Consider the following 25,763-nt stretch of genomic DNA (forward strand, 5'->3'; position numbering starts at 1 on the left):
CTCGAGGAGGACTCCATGTTCACCGGCATCATCGAATCCATCGGCAGCATTCGCGCATTGACCCCAAAAGGCGGAGATGTGCGGGTCTATGTAGAAACCGGCAAGCTTGATCTGGCCGACGTCAAACTGGGCGACAGCATCGCGGTGAACGGCGTCTGCCTGACCGCTGTTGAACTGCCTGGCGATGGTTTCTGGGCCGATGTCAGCCGTGAAACCCTGGACTGCACCGCTTTTCATCAGTTGAAGGCCGGCAGCCGGGTGAACCTGGAGAAAGCCCTGACCCCGACCACCCGCCTGGGCGGTCACCTGGTCAGTGGCCATGTCGACGGCGTCGGTGAAGTGGTGGCGCGGGAAGAAAATGCCCGGGCCATCCAGTTCCGCATCCGCGCACCGAAAGAGCTGGCCAAGTACATCGCCCATAAAGGCTCGATCACCGTCGACGGCACCAGCCTGACGGTCAACGCGGTCAATGGCGCCGAGTTCGAGCTGACCATCGTTCCCCACACCCTGGCGGAAACCATCATGGCCGACTACCGGCCGGGTCGGCAGGTCAACCTTGAGGTGGACCTGCTGGCGCGCTACCTGGAGCGCCTGCTGCTGGGCGACAAGGCGGCCGAGGCCACGGGCGGCACCATTACCGAAAGTTTTCTGGCCGCTAACGGCTATCTCAAATCCTGACTCAAGGGGGTGCCGAGTGGCGCTCAACAGCATCGAAGAACTGGTTGAAGACATCCGCCAAGGCAAGATGGTCATCCTCATGGATGACGAAGACCGCGAGAACGAAGGCGACCTGATCATGGCCGCCGAGTGCTGCAAGGCCGAACACATCAACTTCATGGCCAAGCACGCCCGCGGCCTGATCTGCATGCCCATGAGCCGCGAGCGCTGCGAGCTGCTCAAGCTGCCGCTGATGGCGCCGCGCAACGGTTCGGGGTTTGGCACCAAGTTCACCGTCTCCATCGAGGCCACCGAAGGCGTGACCACCGGCATCTCCGCCGCTGACCGCGCCCGTACCGTGCAGGCTGCCGCTGCCAAGGACGCCAAGGCCGAGGACATCGTCAGCCCGGGCCACATCTTCCCGCTGATGGCCCAGCCCGGCGGCACCCTGGCCCGCGCTGGCCACACCGAGGCCGCCTGCGACCTGGCGCGCATGGCCGGTTTCGAGCCCAGCGGGGTGATCTGTGAAGTGATGAACGACGACGGCACCATGTCCCGTCGCACCGAACTGGAAGCCTTCGCCGCCGAGCACAACATCAAGATCGGCACCATTGCCGACCTGATCCACTACCGGATGATCCACGAACGTACCGTTCAGCGGATTGCCGAGCAGCCGCTGGATAGCGAACTGGGCCAGTTCAACCTGGTGACCTATCGTGATTCCGTGGAAGGCGACGTGCACATGGCCCTGACCCTGGGCGAGATCTGCGCTGAAGAGCCGACCCTGGTACGGGTGCACAACATGGATCCGCTGCGCGACCTGCTGATGGTCAAGCAACCGGGCCGCTGGAGCCTGCGGGCGGCCATGGCCACGGTGGCCGAGGCCGGCAGTGGCGTGGTGCTGTTGCTCGGGCACCCGCTGGATGGCGACGTGCTGCTGGCGCATATCCGTGAAACCGCGGAGCACCAGCCGGCGAAGAAGCCCACCACCTACAGCATCGTCGGTGCCGGTTCGCAGATCCTGCGCGACCTGGGCGTACGCAAAATGCGCCTGATGAGTGCGCCGATGAAGTTTAATGCGATATCCGGTTTCGACCTGGAAGTTGTAGAATACGTGCCCTCCGAATAAAAGCCGCCTGTTTCCGGCAGCCTATTCGCGGTTCAAATATCACTGAAGAGCGTGTACTAGACACGCTCTGGCTCTTTAAGAGATTTGTCGAATGACCCTGAAGACCATCGAAGGTACCTTCATCGCCCCTAAAGGCCGCTATGCCCTGGTGGTCGGCCGTTTCAACAGCTTCGTCGTCGAAAGCCTGGTCAGCGGCGCGGTTGACGCCCTGGTTCGCCACGGCGTGAGCGAAAGCGACATCACCATCATCCGTGCTCCTGGCGCCTTCGAAATTCCGTTGGTTGCACAGAAAGTGGCACAAAAGGGTGAGTTCGCGGCAATCGTCGCCCTGGGCGCGGTCATTCGTGGCGGTACTCCGCACTTCGAATACGTGGCTGGCGAGTGCACCAAGGGCCTGGCCCAGGTGTCCATGGAGTTCGGCGTGCCAGTGGCCTTCGGCGTGCTGACCGTTGACTCGATCGAACAAGCCATCGAGCGTTCCGGCACCAAGGCCGGCAACAAAGGTGCTGAAGCTGCCCTGTCCGCCCTGGAAATGGTCAGCCTGCTGGCGCAGTTGGAGGCCAAGTGATTAGCGACGATAGCGATCGTTTCAACCCGCGCGATCCCAAGCCTGCCAATGCCGGCAAGCCATCCAAGAGCGCCAAGCGTCGCGAAGCCCGTCAGCTCGCGACCCAGGCGCTGTATCAATGGCACATGGCCAAGCATTCGCTGAACGAGATCGAAGCGCAGTTCCGGGTCGACAACGATTTCACTGACATCGATGGCGCCTACTTCCGTGAAATCCTGCACGGGGTTCCGGCCAACAAGAACGAGATCGACACCGCGCTCGTGCCTTGCCTGGACCTGGCCATCGATGAGCTGGACCCTGTGGAGCTGGCGGTTCTGCGCCTGTCCACCTGGGAACTGCTCAAGCGCGTCGACGTGCCGTACCGCGTTGTGATCAACGAAGGTATCGAACTGGCCAAGGTCTTCGGTTCCACCGATGGCCACAAGTTCGTCAATGGCGTACTCGACAAGCTGGCCCCACGCCTGCGCGAAGCTGAAGTGAAGGCGTTCAAGCGCTGAACCGCGCTTGCAGCTGCCATGGGCGAGTTTGAGCTGATCCGTAACTTCTTCGCTGCCGCGCCTTGTGCGCAGGGCGGCGAGGGTGTTGCCCTGGGGATCGGCGACGACTGCGCCTTGCTGGCAGTTGCCCCTGGCGAGCAGTTGGCGATTTCCACCGACACCCTGGTGGCCGGTGTGCATTTCGCCGATCCCTGCGAGCCCTTTCTTCTTGGCCAACGCTCCCTGGCGGTGGCTGTCAGCGACCTGGCCGCCATGGGCGCCACGCCACTGGCCTTTACCCTTGCCCTGACCCTGCCGACGGTAAGCACCGATTGGCTGCAGGCCTATGCCCAAGGCTTGAATGCCATGGCGCAGAACTGCGGGGTGCGCCTGATCGGTGGCGATACCACCCGCGGCCCCTTGACCCTGACCCTGACGGTATTCGGCCGGGTACCTGCCGGCCTGGCCCTGACCCGCAGCGGTGCTCGGGCAGGCGATCTGCTGTGCGTCGGCGGTGACCTGGGCAACGCCGCCGGCGCCTTGCCGCTGGTTCTGGGCCAGCGCAGCGCCGAGCCGGCGCTGGCTGAGCCACTGCTGGCCCATTACTGGTCGCCGCAACCGCAACTCGCCCTGGGCCAGGCGCTGCGGGGCAAGGCCACGGCGGCGCTGGACATCTCCGATGGCTTGCTGGCCGACTGCGGCCATATCGCCACGGCCTCGGCGGTTGGTTTGCAGGTCGAGGTCGAGAAGCTGCCGCTGTCGCCGGCGCTGCTGGGCTTTCTCGGCCAGCAGGGCGCTCGCGCCGCGGCCCTGAGTGGCGGTGACGACTACGTCCTGGCCTTCACCCTGCCACCGGCCGAACTGGCGCCGCTACTGACGGCCGGCTGGCCAGTGCGGGTGGTCGGGCGAGTGGTGGCCGGGCAGGGGGTGACCCTGCTGGATGCCGATGGGCAGGACATCACCCCCGGCACCCGGGGTTATCAACACTTTCCGGAGACACAGTGACAGATCATCCCAAACAGGTCCCGGCGGAGTTCGTACCGCCGTCGGTGTGGCGCAACCCCTGGCATTTCCTGGCCTTCGGCTTTGGTTCCGGCACCTTGCCCAAGGCGCCGGGCACCTGGGGTTCGCTGGTTGCGCTACCCTTTATCCCGCTGTGGCAGATGTTGCCGGACTGGGGCTACTGGCTGATGCTCGGCATCACCATGCTGTTCGGCTTCTGGCTGTGCGGCAAGGTGGCCGACGATCTGCGGGTGCATGACCACGAAGGCATCGTCTGGGATGAAATGGTCGGCATGTGGATCACCCTGTGGCTGGTGCCCGAAGGCTGGTACTGGCTGCTGGCAGGTTTCCTGATGTTCCGCTTCTTCGACATTCTCAAGCCCTGGCCGATTCGCTGGATCGACCGGCATGTGCATGGCGGCGTCGGCATCATGCTCGACGACGTCCTCGCCGGGGTGTTTGCCTGGCTGGCGATGCAAGGGCTGGTGTGGTGCTTCAGCTGAGGAAATAGGCATGGGTGTGTGCCGCGCGCTGCTGGTATTGCTGGTTGCCTTGAGCTGTTGCAGCGTCCGGGCCGCGGAGCCGCAGGCGCAGCCCAGGCACATTCGCATCGCCAGCGAGGTCTGGAGCGATTACACCGAAGCCAACGGCGAGGGGCTGGGCTGGGACATCCTGCGCGAAGTCTTCGAGCCGCTGGGTGTGACCATCGAACGTTGCAGCGTGCCCTATACCCGTTCGGTCGGGCTGGTACAGCGCGGCGAAGTGGACGCCCACATGGGTGCCTACCGTGATGAGTCGCCGGGTGTGCTTTACCCCCACTGGAACTACGACACCGATCACATCTACGCCCTGGGACTGGCCAGCAACCCCGAGTTGAGCCTGGCGACTATCGCCAGTTACCGACTGGTCTGGGTGCGCGGCTACAAGTACCAGGACTACCTGCCCAATATCCGTCGCTACAACGAGATCCGCCGGCGCATCGGCATCCTGCCGATGCTGCTGTACAGCCGCGCCGACTATTACATCGATGCCCAGACCGAGATCGACTACGTGCTGGGGCAGGCCTCCGATCCGAGCCAGTTCAAGCGTACCCACCTGACCGAGCTGCCGCTGTACCTGGGGTTCGCCAGCAACCCGCGCGGGCGGGAAATGCGCGAACTGTACGACCAGCGCATGGCACAGCTGGTGAGCACCGGGCGTTTGCGGCCGATCTTCGAGCGCTGGAAACAGCCTTATCCCTTTGACGGGAGCCCTTAGCCGGCGGTGCGTTGATCAAACTTATCGATCTTTATCTCCGATAATTCAGCCTAAGCGTCCAGTGGAGGCTGCTGTTACAATGCCGCCTCTGCGAATCTCCAGTCCTCATACAGATCAGGAGCACAACAGTGCCCGTCGTTTTTGTTGCTGCTTGCAAGCTGCCTACGCCTTTTGCGCAATTCACCATGCATGGTTTTCTCGATGAAGCTACCGGCCGCGAGCATGTGGTGCTCAGCCTGGGCGATATCGCCGACGGCGCTCCGGTTCTCGGCCGCCTGCACTCCGAGTGCCTGACCGGCGATGCACTGTTCAGCCAGCGTTGCGATTGCGGCTCGCAACTGGAAGCCGCCCTGCAGGCCATCGCCCGCGAAGGTCGTGGGGTGTTGCTGTACTTGCGCCAGGAAGGCCGGGGTATCGGCCTCTTGAACAAGATCCGCGCCTACGAACTGCAGGACGGTGGCGCCGACACCGTGGAGGCCAACGAACGCCTGGGCTTTGCCGCCGACCAGCGCGACTACGCCATGTGCCTGCCGATGCTGGAGCACCTGGGGGTCAAGTCCCTGCGCCTGATGACCAACAACCCGCGCAAGGTCAAGGCCTTGACCGAGATGGGGATCCAGGTCGCCGAGCGCGTACCGCTGCACACCGGCCATAACCCGCACAACAAACTCTACCTGGCGACCAAGGCCAGCAAGCTCGACCACATGATGGGCAACGAGCATCAGGGCGAGGTCGACCGCGCGTGACCCGGGGTCAAGTCAAGCGGCGCCTGACCGTCAGTTGGTGGCAATACCTGGCCCTGGGCCTGTTGCCGTTGTTCGTGATCAACGCGCTGTTCGGCCAGGGCGAGCCCATCCTGCCGGTGCTGGCGATGCCGTTCTTCATTGCCGGGGTGGCATCGATGTTCGTCAGCCTGCGCTTCTTCGGCGGCTACAAGCACGCCCTGATCGCCACCCAGAAAGCCCTGGACACTCCCGAGGAACCGGCGGCCTGGATCAACCTTGCGGCCAGCCGGCGGGTGGCGTTCCTGGCGGCGTCGCTGCCGGCCTGGATCGGTACCCTGGCGGTGTTCGTCGGCCTGGAAGCGGTGCCGCTGATGCTTCTGGCGGTGTCCACGGCGGTGCTGTTCTACCTCTATCGCATTCCGCGTCAACTGGGCTGATGCTGCGCTGGCTGGCGGTCCTGTGCCTGCTGGCCAGTGTTCCGGCGCTGGCGGCGCAGCGGGTGGTGAGTCTTGCGCCATCGCTCTCGGAAATCGTTGTAGAGCTGGGGGCCGCCGAGCTGCTGGTGGGCGTGCTGGATGCCGGTGAACGGCCCGCGCCGCTCAAGGACCTGCCTTCGGTGGGGCGCTACGGCCAGCTGGATATCGAGCGCCTGCTGAGCCTCAAACCTGATTTGCTGTTGCTCTGGCCGGGCAGTGTCGGCCCGGCCCAGCGCGATCAGCTGGCGCGCCTGGGGATTCCCACCCTGGTTGCCGAACCCCATGACTTCCCGCAACTGACCGCGCAGATTGCCGAGATCGGCGAGCGCCTGGGCCGCCCGGCGGCCGGCCGCGAGCTGGCCGCCGAGTTGAACGGGCAACTGGCTGCATTGCGCGTCCGCTATCACCGCGAACCGCTGTTGCCGGTGTTCTATCAGGTCTGGGACCAGCCGCTGTACACGGTGGGTGGTGGGCAGATCATCAGCGAAGCCTTGAGCGTCTGCGGCGCGCGCAATGTGTTTGCCGACCAGCAACTGCCGGCGCCCCAGGTCAGTATCGAGTCGGTGTTGCAGCGCAATCCGCAGGCGATCCTCGCCACCGCCCAGGGACAACTGGATGCCTGGAAGGACTGGCCGCAGGTCGCGGCGGTGCGGCAAGGGCGGTTGCTGCTGGTAAGGGACAAGGGCCTGGAGCGGCCCAGCGGGCAGATGATTGCCGCGACGGCCAGGCTCTGTGCCTTGATCGCACCTGAGCGCTGAGCCCCTTCACCGGCAGGCCTTGCCCTAGGGGCCTGTAGGAGCCGGCTTGCCGGCGAAGGCGGCGGACCTTACAGCTCAGGCGTCCAGGTCACGCCGAGCATCCAGGTACGGCCTTCGCTGCGGTAGCCATAGTCGTTGCCGTTGTACTCGTAGAGCGCGCGGCTATAGGACTTGTCGAAGATGTTGTCGAGTTTCAGGTCCAGCTTCACTTCCTGATTGATCGCCCAACTGCTTCGCAGTCCGAGCAGGCCGTAGCCGCCAATCGGGACCTGCTTTTTCGTGCTCAAGTCCTCATGGCTCTTGCTCACCAGTTGCCAGCTGGCACCTAGCGCCAATTGGTCGAACTGCCGGTCTAGATCCAGATTCAAGGTGCGGCGGGCACGGCGCGGCAGTTGATGGCCATCCTTGCGATTGCGCGGATCAATGATCGCGGTGCCGATGCTGGTCTGCCAGCCGAACAGTTCCTGTTTCAGGGCCGCTTCGAAACCGTTGATTCTCGCTGCGCCAACGTTTTCCGGGCGTTGGGCTATGCGGTCATAAATGATTGCGTCCTTGATATCGGTGCGGAAGATCGAGGTCTCCAGGCGAGTGCTTTGCGTCAGTTGGCTACGCCACTGCAATTCATAGCTCTTGGAGTGTTCCGGCTTGAGGTCGGGGTTGCTGAAGCCGGGGTAATACAGGTCGCTGAAGTTGGGCGCCCGGAAACCTTCGCTATAGGAGAGCAGCAAGTCATTGTCCGGGTTGAGCGGCAGGGTAAAGGTGCCGCTCCAGGTGTTCTGGCTGCCATATTGCTGGTTCTGGTCGCGGCGCAGACCCAGCTCGGTGGAGAAACTGTCACCGCGAAAGCGGTGCTGAATGAAGGCTGCCCGGTTCCAGCGGCTGTCTTCGGCAAATCGCGCCGGGCTGGTATTGAGCCGGTCTTCGTACCAGTCAGCGCCGAGGATCAGGCTGTTGTGTTCGTCCAGGCGCAGATCGTTCTGCCAGTTCAGCGAGTCCCGGTAGGTATTGAATACGTTTCGTTCGTCACTGAGTTTGTCGCGCTTGAGGTCGCGGTTCTCGCTATGCCCCAGCTCTACTCGCGACGTCCAGTAATCATTGATGTGCGCATCGAGATAGCCGCTGACGCTGCTGACACTGAAATCGGTGTAAGGATCCTGGGCGAAGACGTCGTAGCTTGAGTCGTAGCGCCCGAAGGGGTTGTCATAGCGCGTGCGACCACGGTTATCCAGCAGGTTGAGGCCTACCTCCAGGTCATCGTTCAGCGCATGGCTGAGGGTGAAGCTCAACGACTTGTTGCGGTAACCATCATGGTCGGCATCGCTGGGGAACGATTCGTGGGTCCAGTCGATCCCGGCGGTTTCATCCAGGTTGGCGCCGAGGCTGAAGCGTGTCTGTTGATCTCCACCGGACAGTCCCAGGCTGCGCTCCCAGGTCTGGTTGCTGCCAGCGGCGACGCGCATGCGCCCATGGAGCCCCGAGTCCGCTCCGCGCCGGGTGAAGATCTGGATCACCCCGCCAATGGCGTCGCTGCCATAGATCACTGAGCGCGAGCCACGCAGTACTTCCACCCTTTCTATCTGCTCGATACTGATGAACTGCAGGTTACTGTCGCCGCTCGATGAGCTGCTGATGCGCTGGCCGTCCACCAGCACCAGGCTCTGGGCCGAGTTGGTGCCGCGGATGAAGATATTCGGCAGGTTGCCGCGCCCGCCGCCCTGGGCTACCTGCACCCCCGGCACCCGCTGCAGCAGGTCGGTGAGGCTGCCGGGTTGCAGGCGGTCGATGTCTTCCCGGGTGAACACGGTGTTGGCGGCGCTGCTGTCATTGCGCGCTTCCACCTGGCGGTTGGCGCTGATCAGCATTTCGGGCAGTTTCAGGGCCTGATCGCGGTCGGGGGTGTCGGCAAAGAGTTCGGCGCAGGGCAAAAGGCAAAGCGGCAGGGCCAGGCGAGAGAGTTTCATGGCTATTCCGTTAGCGCGGCTCGGCCTTTGCCGCAAAGTGGGAGAGGCTGCACAGTGAAGGCCAAAAAGCGACGCCCGCATGGCGGGCGTGCAACAGCGGCTACAGCTGGCCGTTGTGGATCAAGCCAGGCCCAGCAGCGCCAGGCGCTGGCGCACCGAGGCCTCGATGCCGGCTTCGTCGAGGCCGCACTCGGCGAGCATCTGCGCCGGTTTGGCGTGCTCGACGTAGGCGTCCGGCAAGCCCAGGTGGAGGATCGGCTTGAGGATGTTTTCCCGTGCCAGGTACTCGCTGACCGCGCCACCGGCGCCACCCATGATGGCGTTTTCCTCGATGGTCACCAGCAGTTCGTGGCTGCTGGCGATCTCGCGTACCAGGGCTTCATCCAGTGGCTTGACGAAGCGCATGTCGACCACCGTGGCGTCGAGTTTCTCGGCCACTTGCAGGGCTTCGGCCAGTTGCACGCCGAACACCAGCAGGGCCACTTGCCTGCCCTGGCGGCGGATCACGCCCTTGCCGATCTCGATCGGTTCCAGGCTCTTGTCGATCGGTGCGTTGGGGCCGGTGCCGCGTGGGTAGCGCACGGCCGCAGGGCCGTTGTACAGGTGCCCGGTGCTGAGCATCATGCGCAGCTCGTTCTCGTCGCTCGGGGTCATCACCAGCATGCCGGGGATGCAACGCAGGTAGGAGAGGTCGAAGCTGCCGGCGTGGGTCGGGCCGTCTTCGCCCACCAGGCCGGCGCGGTCGATGGCGAACAGCACGTCGAGGTTCTGTACCGCCACATCGTGGATCAGCTGGTCATAGCCGCGCTGGAGGAAGGTCGAATAGATCGCCACCACCGGCTTGGCGCCCTCGCAGGCCATGCCGGCCGCCAGAGTCACGGCGTGCTGCTCGGCAATTGCCACGTCGAAGTAGCGCAGCGGGAAACGCTCGCTGAAGGCCACCAGGTCCGAACCTTCCTTCATCGCCGGGGTGATGCCCACCAGGCGCGGGTCGGCGGCGGCCATGTCGCACAGCCATTCGCCGAACACACCGGAGTACTTCGGCCCGCCGGCCTTTTTCGGCGCGGCCGCCGGGGCGTCCAGGGGTTCCAGCTTGGTGATGGCGTGGTAGCCGATCGGGTCGACTTCCGCCGGGGCGAAGCCCTTGCCCTTCTTGGTCACCACATGCAGGAACTGCGGGCCCTTGAGGTCGCGCATGTTGCGCAGGGTGGCGATCAGGGTCGGCAGGTCATGGCCGTCGATGGGGCCGATGTAGTTCCAGCCCAGTTCTTCGAACAGGGTGCCGGGGACCAGCATGCCCTTGGCGTATTCTTCGGTGCGGCGAGCGATTTCCCAGGCCCCGGGCAGGCGCGACAGCACTTTCTTGCTGCCTTCGCGCATGCTGGCGTAGGTGCGGCTGGAGAGAATCTTGGCCAGGTAGTTGGACAGCCCGCCGACATTGCGCGAGATCGACATGTCATTGTCGTTGAGGATCACCAGCATGTTGGCGTCCACCTCCGGCGCGTGGTTCAGGGCCTCGAAGGCCATGCCCGCGGTCAGGGCGCCGTCGCCGATCACGGCGATGGCCTTGCGCTCGCTGTTCTGCAGGCGTGCGGCGATGGCCATGCCCAGGGCAGCGCTGATGGAGGTACTGGAGTGGCCGACGCCGAAGGTGTCGTACTCGCTCTCGGAGCGCCGCGGGAAGGCGGCCAGGCCGTCTTTCTGGCGCAGGCTGGCCATCTGCTCACGGCGCCCGGTGAGGATCTTGTGCGGATACGCCTGGTGACCCACGTCCCACACCAGCCGGTCGTCCGGGGTGTCGAACACGTAATGCAACGCGATGGTCAGCTCGATGACCCCGAGGCCGGCACCGAAGTGCCCGCCGGTCTGGCCGACCGTGTAGAGCAATTCCAGGCGCAACTCATCGGCCAGGGTTTCCAGCTCGGCTTCGCCTAACCGGCGCAGGCCGTCCGGCGTCTGGGCGCGGTCGAGCAGCGGCGTGGTCGGGCGTTTGCGGGGAATCTCATGAAACGTCGTGGGCATCAGGCGAATCGTTATAGGTATAGAAAGAGGCGGCAGTTTACCTTATGCATCGCAAGCTGCCCACGCAGAGCGCCGAACTTGGCCGATATGCGGTCCTGCTGCGGACCGCCGATCAGCTGCGGCGTTCGACGATATAGCGCGCCAGCTCGCGCAGCGGCTCGGCCGCTGCGTCAAACGGACGCAGGGCATGCAGCGCCTGGTCGCGCAGTTCCAGGGCGTACTCCTTGGCCGCGGCCAGGCCCAGCAAGGCCGGGTAGGTCGGCTTGTCCCGGGCGATATCGGCGCCCTGGCGCTTGCCCAGGGTGGCGGTGTCGCTTTCGACATCGAGAATGTCGTCCTGCACCTGGAACGCCAGGCCAATGGCCTGAGCGTAGGTTTGCAGGGCCTTGAGCTCGCCCTTTTCGGCCCGGCCGCTGGCCAGGGCGCCAAGGATCACGCTGGCTTCGATCAGTGCCCCGGTCTTGTGCCGATGCATGTATTCCAGGGCCTGCTGGTCCAGCTTGAGCCCCACGGAGCCGAGGTCGATGGCCTGGCCGCCGACCATGCCCGCCGGGCCCGCGGCCTGGGCCAGGGTGGTGACCATGCGCAGGCGGATCTCGGCGCTGGCGTCGCTCAGGGCCGGGTCCAGCAGGGCGCTGAAGGCCAGGCTCTGCAGGCCGTCGCCGGCGAGGATCGCGCAGGCTTCATCGAAAGCCTTGTGGGTAGTGGGCTGGCCGCGGCGTAGGTCGTCATCGTCCATGGCCGGCAGGTCGTCGTGCACCAGGGAATAGGCGTGGATCAGCTCCACCGCGCAGGCGGCGCCGTTGGCTTGCTCGGGCTTGCCGCCCAGGGCCTCGCAGGCGGCGTAGGCCAGCAGCGGGCGCACGCGCTTGCCGCCATTCATCACGCTGTAGCGCATGGCTTCATAGAGGCGGGCAAGTTCGGGGCTAGGGGCGGTGAACAGGGTGTGCATTGCAGCGTCGACGCGGGCCTGGCTGGAGGCCTGATAGGCGGTAATCATTCCGGCTGTTCCGCATCGAAGGGCTGTTCCGCCAGCTCGCCATCGCGCTCCAGGAGGATCTGCACCTTCTGCTCGGCCTGGGCCAGGGCCGCCTGGCAATCGCGGGTCAGGCCGATGCCTTGCTCGAAGGCGGTCAACGAGTCTTCCAGCGACAGCTCGCCGTTCTCCAGACGCTCGACCAGGGTTTGCAGGTCGGCGAGGGATTGTTCGAAATCTAAGGCAGCTTTTTTGCGGGCCATGGCGGCTATCCCGGTTGACGTTAAACCGGCGCGACACTAGCAGACAGCGGGGTTTCGGGCAAATGAGAAGCGCCCGCTGGCGGGCTTCGGGCGGGGGCGTTGGGGTAGGGGGGGCGGGGGTTTTCACGACGCGCGTTGCTCCCGGGAGTGAAGGGGGTGATGGCGCTGTAATGGCACTTGCTGCGGGGGTTTCAGGGCATTGCCGATTCCCTCGCAAATTCCTTTTTCGGCAATTGTGCAACAGGCGCCAAGTCGCTAATCTGCGGCCTTTCCAACGCCCTTTGTTGCCGGGCACTCTTTCTGAATATTTGCAGCCGCGCCGAGGATCTGGCGCCAGGGTTTTCCCATGCATGGCAGGACGCATTACATGCGCGCTCTATCCTCCCTTCTGCTGACCTTGCTGCTGGCCGGGCCGGCATTCGCCGAGCCTTCTGCCGAGCTGCAGGAACCCCTGGCCGGCTGGCGTTATTCCGGCCTGCTGGACCGCACCGAGCAGGATCGCGTGGCCTATCCGACGCCGCCCATCGACCGCGGCATCCAGCGCAACCGCACCCTGATCGAAGGCCAGCTCAAGGCCATTGGCCATTTGCGCCAGCCCCACAGCCTGTCGGTCAACGGCAACCCGTTGAATCTCTACACCGACGAGCAGGGCCGTTTTGCCCGGCCCTATGCGTTCGGTGCCGGCTCCAACAGCGTCGAAGTGCGCAGTTCCGAGGGCAAGTCCCTCAAGCGCGTGCAGTTCTATGAAGCCAACCTGAACAAGACTCCACCGCGCATTCGCGTAGTGCTGGGCTGGGACGATCCCAAGGCCGAGCTGGACATGCACATCATTACCCCGGACGGTCAGCACGCCTTCTTCGGCCACCCCGGCCTGACCAATGGCGGCGGCCTGGACCCGGACGGCGTCGATGGCCCGGGCCCGGAAATGTTCACCATGACCGCACCGCTGCGGGGCACCTACCTGATCTACGTGAACTACTGGGGCAACTTCGGCAGCGGCGGATACAACTTCGACGAAGGCAGCAATCAGAACGAGGTGATCACCTCGCAGATCAACCTGATCCTTAACGAAAACACCGTCGATGAGAAACGCGAGACCTTTATCGTGCCCATGCGGGCCATCGGCGACCTGTTGCTGGTCAAGTCTTTCAACTATTGAACATCCCGCACCACGGATGAATTGGGCTTTGTGAATCATGAGCGAAAACACAGCATCCCCGGCAGCCGGCGTGCCCGGTACTGAACAACCCGCCAGCAAGCGGCGCTGGCCGGTCCTGGTCATGGGCCTGTGCCTGGTGGCGGCCGCGGTCACCGGCGTGGGCTGCAAGCCCAAGACTCCGGTGGCGGAGCTGGCCGGCGACAAGCTGGGCCTGAGCCGCCCCGATGGGCTGCTGGAAACCCATTCCCTGGCGCAGTTGCCCAAGGACCTGCTGGCGGTGCCTTTCCTCAAGGAAACCCTGACCGAGGATTTCGTCTTCTATTACCAGACCCACGCCGACCGCCTGGGCCTGATCGGCAGCCTGCGGCGGATCATCTACGAGCATGACCTGAAGCTGCAGGACAACCTGATCGAGCAGTTGTTCGACCAGCCGGCCGACGTGGCGCTGTGGCGCGGCGCCGACGGGCGTCTCAAGGACTTCCTGCTGGTGATGGACCGCGGCGGCCTGGCCAAGCTGCTGGAGCCCCTGGCCAAGGTGGCCCTGGATGACACCCAGTTGAGCAAGCTGGCGGACCTGAAGGTCGGTGGCGATGCGGTGACCCTGTACCAGTTGAATTACAACGCCAGCCGGTCCCTGGCATTCGCCTCCCACGGCGACAAGCTGGTGGTGCTGTCCAACCCCGCCAAGCTGTACGACCCCGCCACCGGCGCCGACGACGAGCATGGTGCGGTGTCCACCACCGCCCTGGAGGCCCTGCTCAACGGTGACAAACTGTTCCCCGAGGCCTTTGGCCTGGAAGCGCGCAAGCCTGAAGTGCAGCAGCGGCTGGCAGTCAATTCCAGCGTTTTGGCCATGGGTTACCAGCGCTTTATCCCCAACTTCGCCGGCCTGCGCTTCGACATGGACGACAAGGGCTGGCACAGCTACCTGGCCATGCAAGAGCAGGACAACCAGCCGGCGTTCGACTTCAAGCCGATCTGGCAGGCCATGCCCATGGGCGCCAGCGCCTGCGTAGCCTTGCCCCTGGCGGCGGAGCAGCAGAAGCCGTTGCTGGTCAAGCTGGGGGCCGAAGAAGCGGTGGCCACCACCCTGACCGAGCACATGGCCGGGACCGCCGGCCTGTGCTGGTACGCCGACTCGCGGCTGTATACACCGCTGCTGGTGGCCAGCCTCAAGGACAAGGACAATGCCAAGCTCGATGCGGACCTGGGCAAGCTGTTCGGCTCCATGGTCGGCACCCGGGAAAGCAAGGTGGCGGAGCGCATCTTCCCGGTGGTCGAGCAGCAGAACGGCGACGTGCACCAGTGGCAGCGCCAGGTCAGTTCCAACTTCGGCCAGTACCCGGCCAAGGAAGCCAAGGACCCGCAAACCATCACCGGTCGCGCCTTCATGCAGGTCAGCCTGGCCCGCCATGGCTCGACCCTGGTGTTTTCCCTGGATGACAAGCTTGTGAGCAAGGCCCTGGGCACCCTGGACAAGCGCTTCCCGCCCCTGGCGGACGTGGTGCCCAAGGATGCACTGATGCCGGTGTACCTGGGCCCGCAGTCCCTGGCCCAGTTGATCCAGCAGGAAACCTTCGACAGCCTGCCCCAGGACATGGAGCCGGTGTTCAACAACGCCGCGCAAACCTACCTGGTGCCCAAGCTGCGTACCCTCGGCGGTTATGGCAAGTACGCCCTGACCCTGCCCGAAGGCAGCGAGCCCGACGGTCACTGGCAATGGCTGCCTCTGCAATGGCGTGCCCTGTGAGTGCACTGCGCAAAGGTCTGAGCAGCCTTGGCCTGTTGGCCTTGTTGCTGAGCAGCGCCGTGGGCGCGACCCAGGCTCCGCCCCTGGACGTGCAGCAGTCCCAGGTGTTCCGTGCCTGGTTCGTGCGCATCGCCCAGGAGCAGTTGAGCCAGGGCCCGAGCCCGCGCTGGTACCAGCAGGACTGCGCGGGCCTGGTGCGTTTTGCTGCCAACGAAGCGCTCAAGGTCCACGACAACAAATGGCTGCGGGCCAACGGCATGTCCAATCGCTACCTGCCGCCGGAGCTGCAACTGAGCGAAGGCCAGCGCGGCCTGGCCCAGCAGTGGCAGCAGGGCGGCGGCCAGACCGGGCCCTACGTCAATGCCATCAAGCTGATCCAGTTCAACAGCCATCTGGTGAGCCGTGACCTGGGGCAGGCGCGCCCCGGTGACCTGTTGTTCTTCGACCAGGGCGACGACCAGCACCTGATGATCTGGATGGGCCGCAACATCGCCTATCACACCGGCACCACCACTCCCACCGACAACGGCATGCGCTCGGCTAGCGTGCAGCAACTGATGACATGGAAGGACACTCGATGGATACCCGACTCAGCCAACCCCAACTTCATCGGCATCTATCGACTGAACTTCCTCACCCAATGAGCGAATCCCGTATGTCCCGTTTTCTGTTTCGCCTGACCCTGGCCTTGACCCTGCTCACCCCCGTGGCCCTGGTCAACGCCGAAGACTCGGTGCCGCCCAGCGACTATGCGGCGGTCTCCGGCGAGAGTTTCTTCCTCCTGGCCGACAGCAGTTTCGCCAGCGACGAACAGGCCATGGTGCGCCTCGAAGCCCCGGGCCGTGACTACCGGCGCTTTCGCATGGAGCCCTATGGCGGCGCGGACATCCGGGTGTACCGGATCGACCAGCCGCTGGACTTTCTCAAGCGCCAGAAGAACCTGCACCGGGTGGTCAGCGACGGCCAGTTCAAGGGCGAGGGCCTGTCCAACACCCTGGCCTACCTGTGGGACAACTGGTACCGCAAATCCCGCCGGGTGATGCAGCGCGCCTTCTCCTACGAGTCACGCAAGCAGGTCACCGAAGAGGTGCCGGAACTGAAGGTGGGCAACTCCATGCTGGCGCCGACGCCGTATGACGCCCAGCCGCAATTCGCCCTGATCCCGGGGCTGCCCCTGGTGACCCAGTTCCGTTATCCGCTGTGGCAGGCCAAGCCGATCCAGCCGCCGGCCGGGGTAAACCTGTCCGGTTCCTCCAGCCAGTTCATCAACGTCGCCCCGGGCAACGTCTACATCCCGCTGGGGCAGCTCAAGCCCGGCCTGTACCTGGTGGAGGCCCTGGTGGGCAAGTACCGCGCCACCACCATGGTCTTTGTTTCCAACACCGTGGCGGTGAGCAAGATCGCCGGCGACGAACTGCTGGTCTGGGCCGCGGGCAAGCATGAAGGCAACTCGGTGCCCAAGGTCAATGTGCTGTGGACCGACGGCCTCGGTGTGATGAACAGCGGCGCCACCGACGAACAGGGCCTGGTGCGCCTCAAGCACGTCAGCCCCGAGCGCTCCTACGTGATCGGCGAAGACCAGGAAGGCGGGGTGTTCGTCTCCGAGAACTTCTATTACGACAGCGAAATCTACGACACCAAACTGTATGCCTTCACCGACCGGCCGCTGTATCGCCCGGGGGACTGGGTATCGCTGAAGATCGTCGGTCGCGAGTTCAAGAACGCCCGGGACTCGGTACAGCCGGGTGCCGGCACGGTGAACGTCAGCGTGCTGGATGCCGCCGGCACCGCCCTGCAGAACATGACCCTGAACCTGGATTCCAAGTCCGGCGCCCAGGGCCGCTTCCAACTGCCGGAAAATGCCGTGGCCGGTGGTTATGAACTGCGTTTTGGCTACAAGGGCCAGGTCTACAGCAGTGCCTTCCGCGTGGCCGAGTACATCAAGCCGCACTTTGAGGTTTCCCTGGCCCTGGCCAAGCCGGACTTCAAGACCGGCGAGCCGGTGAAGGGCAACCTGGTGCTGCTCTACCCCGACGGCAAGCCGGTGGCCAACGCTCGCCTGCAACTGAGCCTGCGGGCCCAGCAGCTGTCCATGGTGGACAACGAACTGCAGTACATGGGCCAGTTCCCGGTGGAGTTGACCAGCGCCGAACTGACCACCGATTCCAAGGGCAGTGCGACCCTCGACCTGCCGGCGGCGGACAAGCCCAGCCGCTACATGCTCACCGTATTCGCCAGTGATGGCGCTGCGTATCGGGTCAAGACCACTAAGGAAATCCTCATCGAGCGTGGCGCGGCGAGCTTCAGCCTCAGCGCGCCGCAGCGTTTCAGCGCGGCCGGCGACAAGGTGCAGTTCAGCTACGCCAACCAGAACACCAGCGAGCAGAGCAAGAACGTCAAGCCGAGCCGCTACGGCTGGGTGCGCATGGAGGACCAGTCCACCGGCGAGGGCAAGCTGGCTGCCGCCGACAGCGGTTTCGCCCTGGCCTTCGAGCGCCCCGGTACCTACAACCTGACCCTGCGCGACGAGCACGATCGTGTACTGGGCGGCACCAGCCACTCGGTCACTGGCGAGGGCGTGAAAGCGGTGCCGGGCACCGTGGAAATCGTCCTCGACAAGCCCGAGTACAAGGCTGGTGACGAAGCCCTGGCGCTGATCACCTTTCCGGAGCCGATCAACGACGCCCTGCTGTCCCTGGAGCGGGACAAGGTCGAGGCCACGGCGCTGCTGTCCAAGGGCGGCGATTGGCTCAAGGTGGAAAAACTCAGCCCCACCCAATACCGCGCCCGGGTGCCGGTGAAGGACGGCTTTGCGCCGAACCTGACCTTTTCCGTGCTCTACACCAAGGGCGGCGAGTACAGCTTCCAGAACGCTGGGATCAAGGTGCTGACGCCGCAGATCGATGTGGCCATCCATACCGACAAGGACAAATACCAGCCGGGTGACATGGTCACCGTCGACCTGTCTACCCAGTTCGCCGGCAAGCCGGTGCCCGCACACCTGACGGTCAGCGTGGTGGACGAAATGGTCTACGCCCTGCAACCGGAAGTGGCGCCGAGCATCGACCAGTTCTTCTACCACCCGCGGCGCAACAATGTGCGCACCAGCGCCAGCCTGTCGTTCATCAGCTACGACGTGGCCCTCCCGGGCAGCCCCACCGCCCCGGGCAAGGCCAACCGCAGCGAGCGCGGGGTCAAGGTACTGGAGCGTCCGCGGCGCGAAGATGTCGACACCGCTGCCTGGCAGCCGGAGCTGGTCACCGACGGCAGCGGCAAGGCGCGTTTCACCTTCCGCATGCCGGATTCCCTGACCCGCTGGCGCATCACTGCCCGGGCCATCGCCGATGACGGCCAAGTGGGGCAGAAAAAGCAGTTCGTGCGTTCCGACAAGGCCCTGTACCTGAAGTGGAGCGGTCCGACCCGCTTCCGCACGGGTGACAAGCCGGACCTGGGGGTATTCGCCTTCAGCCAGTCCGAACAACCCACCAAGGCCGAACTGGTGATCCATTACGCCGGTGAGTCCCAGCGCCTGCCGCTGACCCTCAACAGCGGCATCAACTATGTGGCGCTGCCGGCCATTGCCCCGGGCAATGGCGAGTGGAGCGCCGAGCTGGTGCAGGGCGGCAAGACCGTGGATGCCCTGGCGGTGCGCCTGGTGAGCAGTGCGGCCGGCTGGCAGAGCGTGCAGACCCAGAGCCTGGACGTGGTCACCATCAGCACGCCGCTGGGCCTGCCGGCCGATGCTGCGGACATTCGCCTGCGCCTGGACGACAGCCCGCAAGCGCTGTTCCGTTCGGCCCTGGATGACCTGCTGGAATACCCGTATGGCGGCGTCGAACAGACCGCCAGCCAGTTGCTGCCGTTGAGCGTTGCCTACCCGGCGCTGGCCAGCAATCCGCAGATCCGCGACCGGCTGCGGCTGATGATGCAGAACAGCCGTCTGCGCCTGGTGCACATGGCCGGGCCGGAAGCGGCATTCACCTGGTGGGGCGAAGATGCCGAGCCGGATGCCTTCCTCACCGCCTACGCCTATTACGCCGACTGGAATGCGAGCAAGGTGCTGGACCTGAACCTGCCGCCGGAGCACTGGCAGCGGGTGCTGGAGGTCTATGCCAAGCAGGCCGGCAATACGCCGTTGCTGCAACGGGCGCTGATCCTGTCGTTCGCTCGTGAAATGAAACTGCCGATCAACACCCTGGTCAGCGGCCTGATGGACGACCTGGCCAAGGCCGGTAGCGGCCCGGCAGCCAGCATGCAGGACAACGGCAGCGACAGCCTGGTGATGGACGATCCGGACTCGGCCCTCGGCTTGGCCAGCGCCCGGGTGCTGGCCGCGGCCCTGGCGCGGGATGCCAAGGTCACGCCACCCGCGGCGTTCGTCGCCCAACTGGAAGCGGCGCAGCAGCAATTGGATATCAGCTCCCAGCCGTTCACCCAGGCCCTGAGCCTGTCGCTCAAACCGTTCGACCAAGGCGCGGCGCGTGCCTTGCTGCAACGCCTGCTGCCGTCGCAATCGACCCTGGAACGGGCCCTGGCCCTGACCTGGTTGCAGCGCAGCATCGCCCAGTCGACCCCGGCGGTGGCCTTGAACCCGGGGCAGGGCTGGCAACAGCGCCAGGGCGCCAGCGGTGAAAGCTACTGGCAGTGGCAAGGGGCGCAGGTGCCGACGGTACTGGCCCTGGGCTCTGTGCCGGAACGTCCGCTGCGGGCGTCGGTGAGCTACCTGAGCAAGCTGGACATGGGCACGCCGTCGCCGGTGAACATCACCCGCCGCCTGTTGCGCCTGGTGCCGGGGGACGAAGCCTTCACCTTCAAGCTGGAACCGGTGGGCAACAAGCCGATCGCCAGTGACGGCCTGTACCTGGACGAAGTGATCATCGCCAACGAAGGCAACCGGCCGCTGCTGTACGGCATGCTGGAAGTGCCGCTGCCGCCGGGCGCCGATGTCGAGCGCACCACCTGGGGCATCAAGCTGGCCGGCCCGGCCGGTACGGAGGCGGCGTCCCTGGAGAAGGCTCGCTCCGAACCGGGGCAGATGAGCTACGCGGTGCCGCTGGATGCGTTGAACGACGGCAGCGAAGTGCGCTTGCGCCATCTGGTTCGCTTCTCCCAGAAAGGCCAGTTCAATCTGCCGCCGGCACGTTTCTACCAGGTGTACGCACCGGAGCATCAGGCTCAGGAACGCACCCCGGCCCTGGGTCAGGTCACGGTCAAATAACATGGTGCGGTGCTGGGCCTGGCTATGTCTGTGTTTGCTTCCTGGGTGGGTGACGGCCCAGGACGAGCCTCTGCGCCTGGCCTGGAAAACCGCCCCGGACAGTGAGCTGGTGAGCCTGAGCAAGACCCAGGTTCTGTCTCGCGAGCCGTTGCCCAAGGATCTGCAAGCGCCCCTGGGCAGTGTCTGGAAACTCTTTGTCTACGCCTGGCTGGTGGACACCGGCGCCCAGGAGCCGGCCTATGCCTGCCAGGGCAAGTCCAAGGAAGAGGTCTACTGCTGTGCGGTGGGTGCCAGCATCGCCCGTGATCAGGCGCTGGTACGTTCCTGCGGTTTGTATTTCGAGCCCCAGCGCTTGCAACTGTCCGCCGCTGACTGGCGCCATTACTGGCAGGCCCGCAACGCCCCCGACTGGTTGCAGGACCTCAACCAGCTGCAGCCCCAGACCCGGGTCCCGGTGGCGGAGCTGCTGCAGGTGCTGGCGTTGTTGCCGGCCCGGGACACGGCCCGGCGCGTGTTGCTGGATGTGGTGCTCAATGCCGCCGATGGCGCAGTAGTGGGCGCCTTGGGCGGGCGCTTGCGGGTCAAGACCTGGAGCTGGCTGGCGGATCAGGACCCGCAGTCGCGCCAGGGTGGTTTTGCCGGCTGGCTGGTGGATGGCACACCGCTGTGGGTGGGCGGGCGTGGCACCAGCCAACGGGTGTTGAAGGACTACGCCCAGGCCCTGAACCAGGAACTGCCGGACAACCCGCCTGTGGATAAAGGCCGCTGTGTGGAGGTCAGCCTGTTTTCCCGCTACCCGCTCAAAAGCGTCAGCCAGGGCGGCCAGCCGGCTAAACCGGGTGCCTTGCAAGGGGATTACCGGGTGGAGTTTGCCAACGGCAACCAGCTGGATATCCACAGCGCCGGCGAGCTGTTCCTGCAGCAAGACCCTGCGGCCCAGCGACTGGTGGCGCGCCTGGACCGTGAGGAATATGTCGCTCGGGTACTGCAGCGCGAAGCCACCAGTGAGCCAGTGGAGGCCGCCAAGGCGCTGGCCGTGGCCATCCGTACCTACCTGTTGCAGAACGCCGGGCGCAGCGGCGAATGCCTGAGCATCGACGACAGCAGCAACCGCCAGCGGGTCGCGCCGCGCCCGGCCACTGCCCAGGCCCGGGCCATTGCCGCCTGGACCAGCGACCTGGTGCTGGCCGGCACTCAAGTCACCTATCACTCGGACCTGAAGGCGCCGGACAAACTGTCCTGGCAACAGGCCGTGGAGCAGGCCCGGGCCGGGCAACGCTACGACGCCATCCTGCTGCACGCCTATCCCCGGGCCAGCCTCAGCCGCTGGGACAACCCCGTGGCCTCCTGCGAACCCTTGCCGGCGGCCCAGGAGTGGCTGCTGCAGCAGCGCCGGCGCTGGCGCCAACCGCTGGAGCAAGAGATCGGCTACAACGAAATCAGCCAGTTCGCCGTGTGCCGCCTGAGTTTCGGCCGGCCCTACGTCGACCGTGAACGGCAACGCATCTATGTGCGGGGCGTGCTCTCGCTGCAAGATCGCCTCGACCTGACTCATGAATACCTGCACCTGGCCTTTGAAGCTCATCCCAACGGCCAGGATGAAACCTACATCGAAGGGCTCGCCCGTCATCTTTTATTGGAATAGGCCATGAAACTTCCTGCTCCCCCGGTCCTCCTGTTCCTTTGTGGAATGTTCAGCCTGCCCATGGCCCTGGCCGACAGCGGCATCCAGCTCGACACCCCCAAGGGCGGCTGGCGCACTCGAGCCATGGATGGTGAACAGTACATTCAGGAGGTCAACTACCCGGCCTCCTCGGTGAATACCCCCCAGGGCCAGGCCGATACCGCGCGTATTCGCGGGCAGATCAAGGGTGCGCCCAAGGCGAACAAAGAGCCCGGCAAGCTGATCGTCAATGGCGTCAGCATGCCGCTCAAGTTCGATGAGCAAGGCAGCTTCGACCGGCCGTACGCCTTCCCCAACGGCAGCAACAGCGTCGAAGTGCGCAGCCCGGATGGCCAGCAGCGCAAGCGCGTGCAGTTTCTCAACACCGGCGGTGGCGTGACCCCGCCCAAGTTGCGCGTGCTGCTGTCCTGGGACAGCGACAACACCGACCTCGACCTGCACCTGGTAACCCCGGACGGCGCGCACATCTGGTACGGCGACCGCGTGGCTCCCAACGGCGCGACCCTGGATGTGGACGTGACCACGGGCTACGGCCCGGAGATCTTCTCCATGCCGGCGCCGCTCAAGGGCCAGTACCTGGTCTATGTGAACTACTACGGTGGCGGTTATCGCAGTGACGACGATGAAGACGGCGGCCAGGAAAATGCCGTGCAGCCCCTGACCACCGCCCAGGTCACAGTGATTACCGAGGAAGGCACGCCGGATGAAAAGAGCGAGACCTTTGTGGTGCCGATGCGCGCTCCCGGGGAACTGACCCTGGTGCGCAGTTTCAGTTATCCATGACCGGGCTCAACGGATGCGCTTTCCCGGCCATCCGTTCATTGCCCTGAGACAATACGGGCCCCCGGTGTTTGCCTTGCAATGAATCACCATTCATTGGCAGGGAAATGCAGAACATGGGTGCTTTTCAATCGTGGTTGAAGTGCTGTGTAGTGGCCGGAAGCTGTGCCTCCAGCCTGGTGTTGGCTGCGGGCGCCGACGGTTTGCAGCGGGTCAAGGTGGACCTGGTGGCGCCGCCCCAGGTGCATGTTCATGAGCAGGCTGTCAGCGGGCCGCCGAAGGTCGTGCAGTTCCGCATGAACGTGGAAGAGAAAAAGATGGTGGTGGACGATCAGGGCACCACCCTGCAGGCCATGACCTTCAACGGCTCCATGCCGGGGCCGACCCTGGTGGTGCACGAGGGCGACTACGTCGAGCTGACCCTGAGCAATCCGGCCAGCAACAGCATGCCCCACAACATCGACTTCCATGCGGCCACCGGTGCCCTGGGCGGTGCGGCCCTGACCCAGGTGCTGCCGGGGCAGGAAGTGGTGCTGCGTTTCAAGGCTGACCGCAGCGGGACCTTCGTCTATCACTGCGCGCCGCCGGGCATGGTGCCCTGGCACGTGGTTTCGGGCATGAGCGGGACCTTGATGGTGCTGCCGCGCGAAGGCTTGCAGGACCCTGCCGGCAAGCCCTTGCACTATGACCGGGCCTACACCATCGGCGAGTTCGACCTGTACATCCCCAAGGACAAGGACGGGCATTACAAGAGCTACCCGGACCTGGCCTCCAGCTACCAGGACACCCGTGAAGTGATGCGTACCCTGACCCCGAGCCACGTGGTGTTCAACGGCCGTGTCGGCGCCTTGACCGGAGCCAACGCCCTGACCGCCAAGGTCGGCGAAAGCGTGCTGTTCATCCACTCCCAGGCCAACCGCGACAGCCGTCCGCACCTGATCGGCGGCCATGGCGACTGGGTCTGGACCACCGGCAAGTTCGCCAACGCCCCGCAACGCAACCTGGAGACCTGGTTCATCCCCGGCGGTTCCGCCCTGGCGGCGCTCTACACCTTCAAGCAGCCGGGCACCTACGTGTACCTCAACCACAACCTGATCGAGGCCATGGAGTTGGGGGCCCTGGCTCAGGTCAAGGTCGAGGGGCAGTGGGACGATGACCTGATGACTCAGGTAAAGGCCCCCGGGCCCATGACTCCGGCCAAGTGATAGCAGCCGGGGCTCAAGCCTCGGCACCTGGCATCAGAGGTTCAGGGCGAACTTCAGGTAGCCCGGATACACCTGGCGCCAGTCGTCCTGGAAGGTATGGCCTTGCTCATGCTCATGGCTCTGGACCTGGTTGCCGGGTTCCAGGGCCTGTTGCGTGGCGGCGGTGAGCTTCTGGTTGCTCTCGTGCTCCTTGGCGCCATGGACGATGACGATGCGCTTGTCCCGGGCCCGGGTTTCGCCGAAGGGAATCCGGTAGCCGCCGGGTGACAGCAGCAGCGCGCCGCTGTAATGCTGCGGGTACTCGGCGATCAGGTGCGAGGCGTGCTCGGCACCTTGGGAGAAACCCATCAGGACGATGCGCGAGCGATCGATACGGGTCTGCTTTTCCAGTTTCTTCAGCGCTGCGCTGACCGCTTCTTCGGTCGGTGCTACCGAATGCTGCTGCCACATGAATTGGTGCTCGTCGCGCTTGAGAGTGCCGTTGATGCCCACCAGCACGGCTTTTTCCCCCACAAGGTCCGTGCGCATGTCGATGCCGTCGCTGCCTTCGGTACCGAACCCCGACAGCCAGACCACTACCGGCCAGCCCTCGCTCGGGGCCTTGCCCTGGGGAATGCTGAAGGCCGCAAGGCCCGCATCCCTGGCCTTGGCCGGGTAGTTCTTCTCGGCGGCCTGCAACAGCTTCTTGTAGGCCGGGTCCTGCTGCAACGATTCCAGTTCGTCGTCTTCCTTGAGCAGCACCAGCTGCCAGAAGCCACGCTCGCGGGCCTGGTCGAGGTATTCGGCGGCGCGCTTGTTCTTGTCCATGGCCGCCAGGCTGCCGGCGGCCTGGTAGGAGGCGTAGGCATTCTTCGGGTCGAGGCGGGCAGCGGTCAGGTAGTAGGCGAGGGCGCCGGCGTAGTTGTCGTGCTGGCTCTTCTCATTGTCCCCGGCCTCGATGAAATCCGCTGGCGTGGCTTCGTCCAGGTACAGGTTGGCCATGCCGGCCAGGCCTTGCCAGCGCCCCTTGGCGACGTCCTGTTGCGCATCGGCATGGGCCCAGGAACTGCTGAGGCTGAGAACGCTGAACAGCGAGAGAAATGACAGGGGCAGGCGTACTGCGGCCGGCAACGACATGACTGAGAGTCCTTTTTCAGTGAAGGAGGTCCCGGGCCGTTGCCCGAAACGGCGCGCAGCTTAGCATGGCGGATCGCCCGGATGGACGACCCGCGCTGTGGCCGGAGTCAGCGCCGAAGCGGTAGGTCAATCGCTCTGGTCGGCAGTGGAAATCACTTCATCGATCTTCCAGCAGCCCTTGTCCTTGATCATCCGCACATCGACGATCTGGGTGGTGTCCGGGGTGTTGCCCAACGTCACTTGCTCCTTGGCGCTGGAGCCCTGGACTTGTGGTTCGCTGACCTTGATCTGGGTCAGCCACTCATCCATGTAGTCCTGGGCCTTGAGGAAGTAGTCCTCTTCCAGGCCGTCGGGGCTGGCCATCTGTTTCTTGATCTTGGTGATCAGCGAGTCGGAGACGTACTTCTTCATTTCCGCCACGTTGTCGGTCAACGGATCCTTGTCTTCGCTGAAGGTTTGCAGGTACCAGCTATAAAACGCCTGGGTTGCGGGCTTTGGCGAACTGGCGCAGTCGGCCAGGGCGACCGACTGATGCATCGCGACCGCTGCCAGCAGCGAGCAGAACAGCATTCTCATGGGGG

23 protein-coding genes are annotated in these 25,763 nt (G+C 64.7%); 17 read left to right on the forward strand and 6 right to left on the reverse strand.

All coding sequences use genetic code 11. From position 1 onward, the window contains the following. Positions 1-15 precede the first annotated feature (15 nt). From M2395_RS28900 to M2395_RS28945, 10 genes are all read left to right on the forward strand, one after another. On the forward strand, positions 16-678 hold the full coding sequence (locus M2395_RS28900; RefSeq protein WP_011063737.1) for a riboflavin synthase: 663 nt from the start codon (positions 16-18) through the stop codon (positions 676-678). Between the two features lie 16 nt (positions 679-694). Then, positions 695-1,786 carry a bifunctional 3,4-dihydroxy-2-butanone-4-phosphate synthase/GTP cyclohydrolase II gene (ribBA, locus tag M2395_RS28905; RefSeq protein ID WP_011063736.1) on the forward strand — a complete coding sequence of 364 codons (1,092 nt, stop codon included), beginning with the start codon at positions 695-697 and terminating at the stop codon, positions 1,784-1,786. A gap of 91 nt (positions 1,787-1,877) precedes the next feature. After that, a complete protein-coding gene (ribE, locus tag M2395_RS28910; RefSeq protein WP_011063735.1) occupies positions 1,878-2,354 on the forward strand; it encodes a 6,7-dimethyl-8-ribityllumazine synthase in 477 nt (158 codons plus the stop codon). After that, complete coding sequence (gene nusB / locus M2395_RS28915; RefSeq protein ID WP_011063734.1) at positions 2,351-2,851, forward strand: transcription antitermination factor NusB; 501 nt, start codon at positions 2,351-2,353, stop codon at positions 2,849-2,851. The genes ribE and nusB overlap by 4 nt, the downstream gene beginning before the upstream one ends. 18 nt (positions 2,852-2,869) lie before the next feature. After that, the gene (gene thiL, locus M2395_RS28920; RefSeq protein WP_011063733.1) at positions 2,870-3,835 is read left to right on the forward strand and encodes a thiamine-phosphate kinase; all 966 of its coding nucleotides are present in this window, start codon (positions 2,870-2,872) and stop codon (positions 3,833-3,835) included. Further along, positions 3,832-4,335 (forward strand): phosphatidylglycerophosphatase A, encoded by a 504-nt coding sequence (locus M2395_RS28925; protein ID WP_011063732.1) that lies wholly within the window; start codon positions 3,832-3,834, stop codon positions 4,333-4,335. The genes thiL and M2395_RS28925 overlap by 4 nt, the downstream gene beginning before the upstream one ends. A 10-nt stretch (positions 4,336-4,345) precedes the next feature. After that, positions 4,346-5,089, forward strand: coding sequence for an ABC transporter substrate-binding protein (locus tag M2395_RS28930; RefSeq protein ID WP_015637198.1), 744 nt, complete (start codon positions 4,346-4,348; stop codon positions 5,087-5,089). A gap of 128 nt (positions 5,090-5,217) precedes the next feature. Then, complete coding sequence (ribA, locus tag M2395_RS28935; RefSeq protein ID WP_011063730.1) at positions 5,218-5,835, forward strand: GTP cyclohydrolase II; 618 nt, start codon at positions 5,218-5,220, stop codon at positions 5,833-5,835. Continuing rightward, a complete protein-coding gene (locus tag M2395_RS28940) occupies positions 5,832-6,251 on the forward strand; it encodes a hypothetical protein (RefSeq protein ID WP_011063729.1) in 420 nt (139 codons plus the stop codon). Before ribA ends, M2395_RS28940 begins: the two co-directional genes overlap by 4 nt. Further along, positions 6,251-7,048, forward strand: a complete 798-nt coding sequence (locus tag M2395_RS28945) for a cobalamin-binding protein (protein ID WP_123431456.1) — start codon at positions 6,251-6,253, stop codon at positions 7,046-7,048. Before M2395_RS28940 ends, M2395_RS28945 begins: the two co-directional genes overlap by 1 nt. A gap of 68 nt (positions 7,049-7,116) precedes the next feature. Here the strand turns inward: M2395_RS28945 and M2395_RS28950 are convergent, their stop codons facing one another. The 4 genes from M2395_RS28950 to M2395_RS28965 all read right to left on the reverse strand — a co-directional run bounded on the left by M2395_RS28950 (position 7,117) and on the right by M2395_RS28965 (position 12,270). After that, entirely contained in the window at positions 7,117-9,009 is a 1,893-nt protein-coding gene (locus tag M2395_RS28950) for a TonB-dependent siderophore receptor (protein WP_123431457.1), read from the reverse strand. Between the two features lie 120 nt (positions 9,010-9,129). Then, on the reverse strand, positions 9,130-11,031 hold the full coding sequence (gene dxs / locus M2395_RS28955) for a 1-deoxy-D-xylulose-5-phosphate synthase (RefSeq protein ID WP_011063726.1): 1,902 nt from the start codon (positions 11,029-11,031) through the stop codon (positions 9,130-9,132). A gap of 112 nt (positions 11,032-11,143) precedes the next feature. Next, a complete protein-coding gene (gene ispA, locus M2395_RS28960; protein WP_011063725.1) occupies positions 11,144-12,031 on the reverse strand; it encodes a (2E,6E)-farnesyl diphosphate synthase in 888 nt (295 codons plus the stop codon). Then, complete coding sequence (locus M2395_RS28965) at positions 12,028-12,270, reverse strand: exodeoxyribonuclease VII small subunit (protein ID WP_011063724.1); 243 nt, start codon at positions 12,268-12,270, stop codon at positions 12,028-12,030. Before M2395_RS28965 ends, ispA begins: the two co-directional genes overlap by 4 nt. A 367-nt stretch (positions 12,271-12,637) precedes the next feature. On the opposite strand from M2395_RS28965, the gene M2395_RS28970 reads away from it, so the two are divergent. The 7 genes from M2395_RS28970 (at position 12,638) to nirK (ending at position 24,066) form a co-directional block, all read left to right on the forward strand. Beyond that, positions 12,638-13,429 carry a YfaP family protein gene (locus M2395_RS28970; RefSeq protein WP_019092777.1) on the forward strand — a complete coding sequence of 264 codons (792 nt, stop codon included), beginning with the start codon at positions 12,638-12,640 and terminating at the stop codon, positions 13,427-13,429. Between the two features lie 37 nt (positions 13,430-13,466). Next, a complete protein-coding gene (locus M2395_RS28975) occupies positions 13,467-15,179 on the forward strand; it encodes a DUF2138 domain-containing protein (protein ID WP_015637192.1) in 1,713 nt (570 codons plus the stop codon). Continuing rightward, the gene (locus M2395_RS28980) at positions 15,164-15,823 is read left to right on the forward strand and encodes a DUF1175 domain-containing protein (RefSeq protein ID WP_015637191.1); all 660 of its coding nucleotides are present in this window, start codon (positions 15,164-15,166) and stop codon (positions 15,821-15,823) included. The genes M2395_RS28975 and M2395_RS28980 overlap by 16 nt, the downstream gene beginning before the upstream one ends. Then, positions 15,820-20,397: an alpha-2-macroglobulin gene (locus M2395_RS28985; protein ID WP_019092775.1), complete on the forward strand. Its 4,578-nt coding sequence runs from the start codon at positions 15,820-15,822 to the stop codon at positions 20,395-20,397. The genes M2395_RS28980 and M2395_RS28985 overlap by 4 nt, the downstream gene beginning before the upstream one ends. Before the next feature lies 1 nt (position 20,398). Then, entirely contained in the window at positions 20,399-22,042 is a 1,644-nt protein-coding gene (locus M2395_RS28990; protein ID WP_123431458.1) for a DUF2300 domain-containing protein, read from the forward strand. Between the two features lie 3 nt (positions 22,043-22,045). Beyond that, entirely contained in the window at positions 22,046-22,864 is an 819-nt protein-coding gene (locus M2395_RS28995; protein WP_015637188.1) for a YfaP family protein, read from the forward strand. 113 nt (positions 22,865-22,977) lie between these two features. Continuing rightward, positions 22,978-24,066, forward strand: a complete 1,089-nt coding sequence (nirK, locus tag M2395_RS29000) for a copper-containing nitrite reductase (RefSeq protein ID WP_015637187.1) — start codon at positions 22,978-22,980, stop codon at positions 24,064-24,066. Between the two features lie 33 nt (positions 24,067-24,099). Here the strand turns inward: nirK and M2395_RS29005 are convergent, their stop codons facing one another. Together M2395_RS29005 and M2395_RS29010 are read right to left on the reverse strand one after the other, a co-directional pair. After that, positions 24,100-25,182 (reverse strand): dienelactone hydrolase family protein, encoded by a 1,083-nt coding sequence (locus tag M2395_RS29005; RefSeq protein ID WP_123431459.1) that lies wholly within the window; start codon positions 25,180-25,182, stop codon positions 24,100-24,102. Positions 25,183-25,308: 126 nt separating this feature from the next. Further along, entirely contained in the window at positions 25,309-25,758 is a 450-nt protein-coding gene (locus M2395_RS29010) for a DUF3828 domain-containing protein (protein WP_011063716.1), read from the reverse strand. Positions 25,759-25,763 lie beyond the last annotated feature (5 nt).

This window comes from Pseudomonas sp. BIGb0176, from assembly GCF_024810175.1.
Lineage (GTDB): Bacteria > Pseudomonadota > Gammaproteobacteria > Pseudomonadales > Pseudomonadaceae > Aquipseudomonas > Aquipseudomonas protegens.

Excerpts from the sequence above, each read along its gene's own strand:
- M2395_RS28900 (WP_011063737.1), top strand. The coding sequence starts at position 16 with ATGTTCACCGGCATCATCGAATCCATCGGCAGCATTCGCGCATTGACC.
- ribE (WP_011063735.1), top strand. The coding sequence starts at position 1,878 with ATGACCCTGAAGACCATCGAAGGTACCTTCATCGCCCCTAAAGGCCGC.
- thiL (WP_011063733.1), top strand. The coding sequence starts at position 2,870 with ATGGGCGAGTTTGAGCTGATCCGTAACTTCTTCGCTGCCGCGCCTTGT.
- M2395_RS28930 (WP_015637198.1), top strand. The coding sequence starts at position 4,346 with ATGGGTGTGTGCCGCGCGCTGCTGGTATTGCTGGTTGCCTTGAGCTGT.
- M2395_RS28945 (WP_123431456.1), top strand. The coding sequence starts at position 6,251 with ATGCTGCGCTGGCTGGCGGTCCTGTGCCTGCTGGCCAGTGTTCCGGCG.
- M2395_RS28950 (WP_123431457.1), bottom strand. The coding sequence starts at position 9,009 with ATGAAACTCTCTCGCCTGGCCCTGCCGCTTTGCCTTTTGCCCTGCGCC.
- dxs (WP_011063726.1), bottom strand. The coding sequence starts at position 11,031 with ATGCCCACGACGTTTCATGAGATTCCCCGCAAACGCCCGACCACGCCG.
- ispA (WP_011063725.1), bottom strand. The coding sequence starts at position 12,031 with ATGATTACCGCCTATCAGGCCTCCAGCCAGGCCCGCGTCGACGCTGCA.
- M2395_RS28965 (WP_011063724.1), bottom strand. The coding sequence starts at position 12,270 with ATGGCCCGCAAAAAAGCTGCCTTAGATTTCGAACAATCCCTCGCCGAC.
- M2395_RS28970 (WP_019092777.1), top strand. The coding sequence starts at position 12,638 with ATGCGCGCTCTATCCTCCCTTCTGCTGACCTTGCTGCTGGCCGGGCCG.
- M2395_RS28975 (WP_015637192.1), top strand. The coding sequence starts at position 13,467 with ATGAGCGAAAACACAGCATCCCCGGCAGCCGGCGTGCCCGGTACTGAA.
- M2395_RS28980 (WP_015637191.1), top strand. The coding sequence starts at position 15,164 with ATGGCGTGCCCTGTGAGTGCACTGCGCAAAGGTCTGAGCAGCCTTGGC.
- M2395_RS28985 (WP_019092775.1), top strand. The coding sequence starts at position 15,820 with ATGAGCGAATCCCGTATGTCCCGTTTTCTGTTTCGCCTGACCCTGGCC.
- M2395_RS28990 (WP_123431458.1), top strand. The coding sequence starts at position 20,399 with ATGGTGCGGTGCTGGGCCTGGCTATGTCTGTGTTTGCTTCCTGGGTGG.
- M2395_RS28995 (WP_015637188.1), top strand. The coding sequence starts at position 22,046 with ATGAAACTTCCTGCTCCCCCGGTCCTCCTGTTCCTTTGTGGAATGTTC.
- nirK (WP_015637187.1), top strand. The coding sequence starts at position 22,978 with ATGGGTGCTTTTCAATCGTGGTTGAAGTGCTGTGTAGTGGCCGGAAGC.
- M2395_RS29005 (WP_123431459.1), bottom strand. The coding sequence starts at position 25,182 with ATGTCGTTGCCGGCCGCAGTACGCCTGCCCCTGTCATTTCTCTCGCTG.
- M2395_RS29010 (WP_011063716.1), bottom strand. The coding sequence starts at position 25,758 with ATGAGAATGCTGTTCTGCTCGCTGCTGGCAGCGGTCGCGATGCATCAG.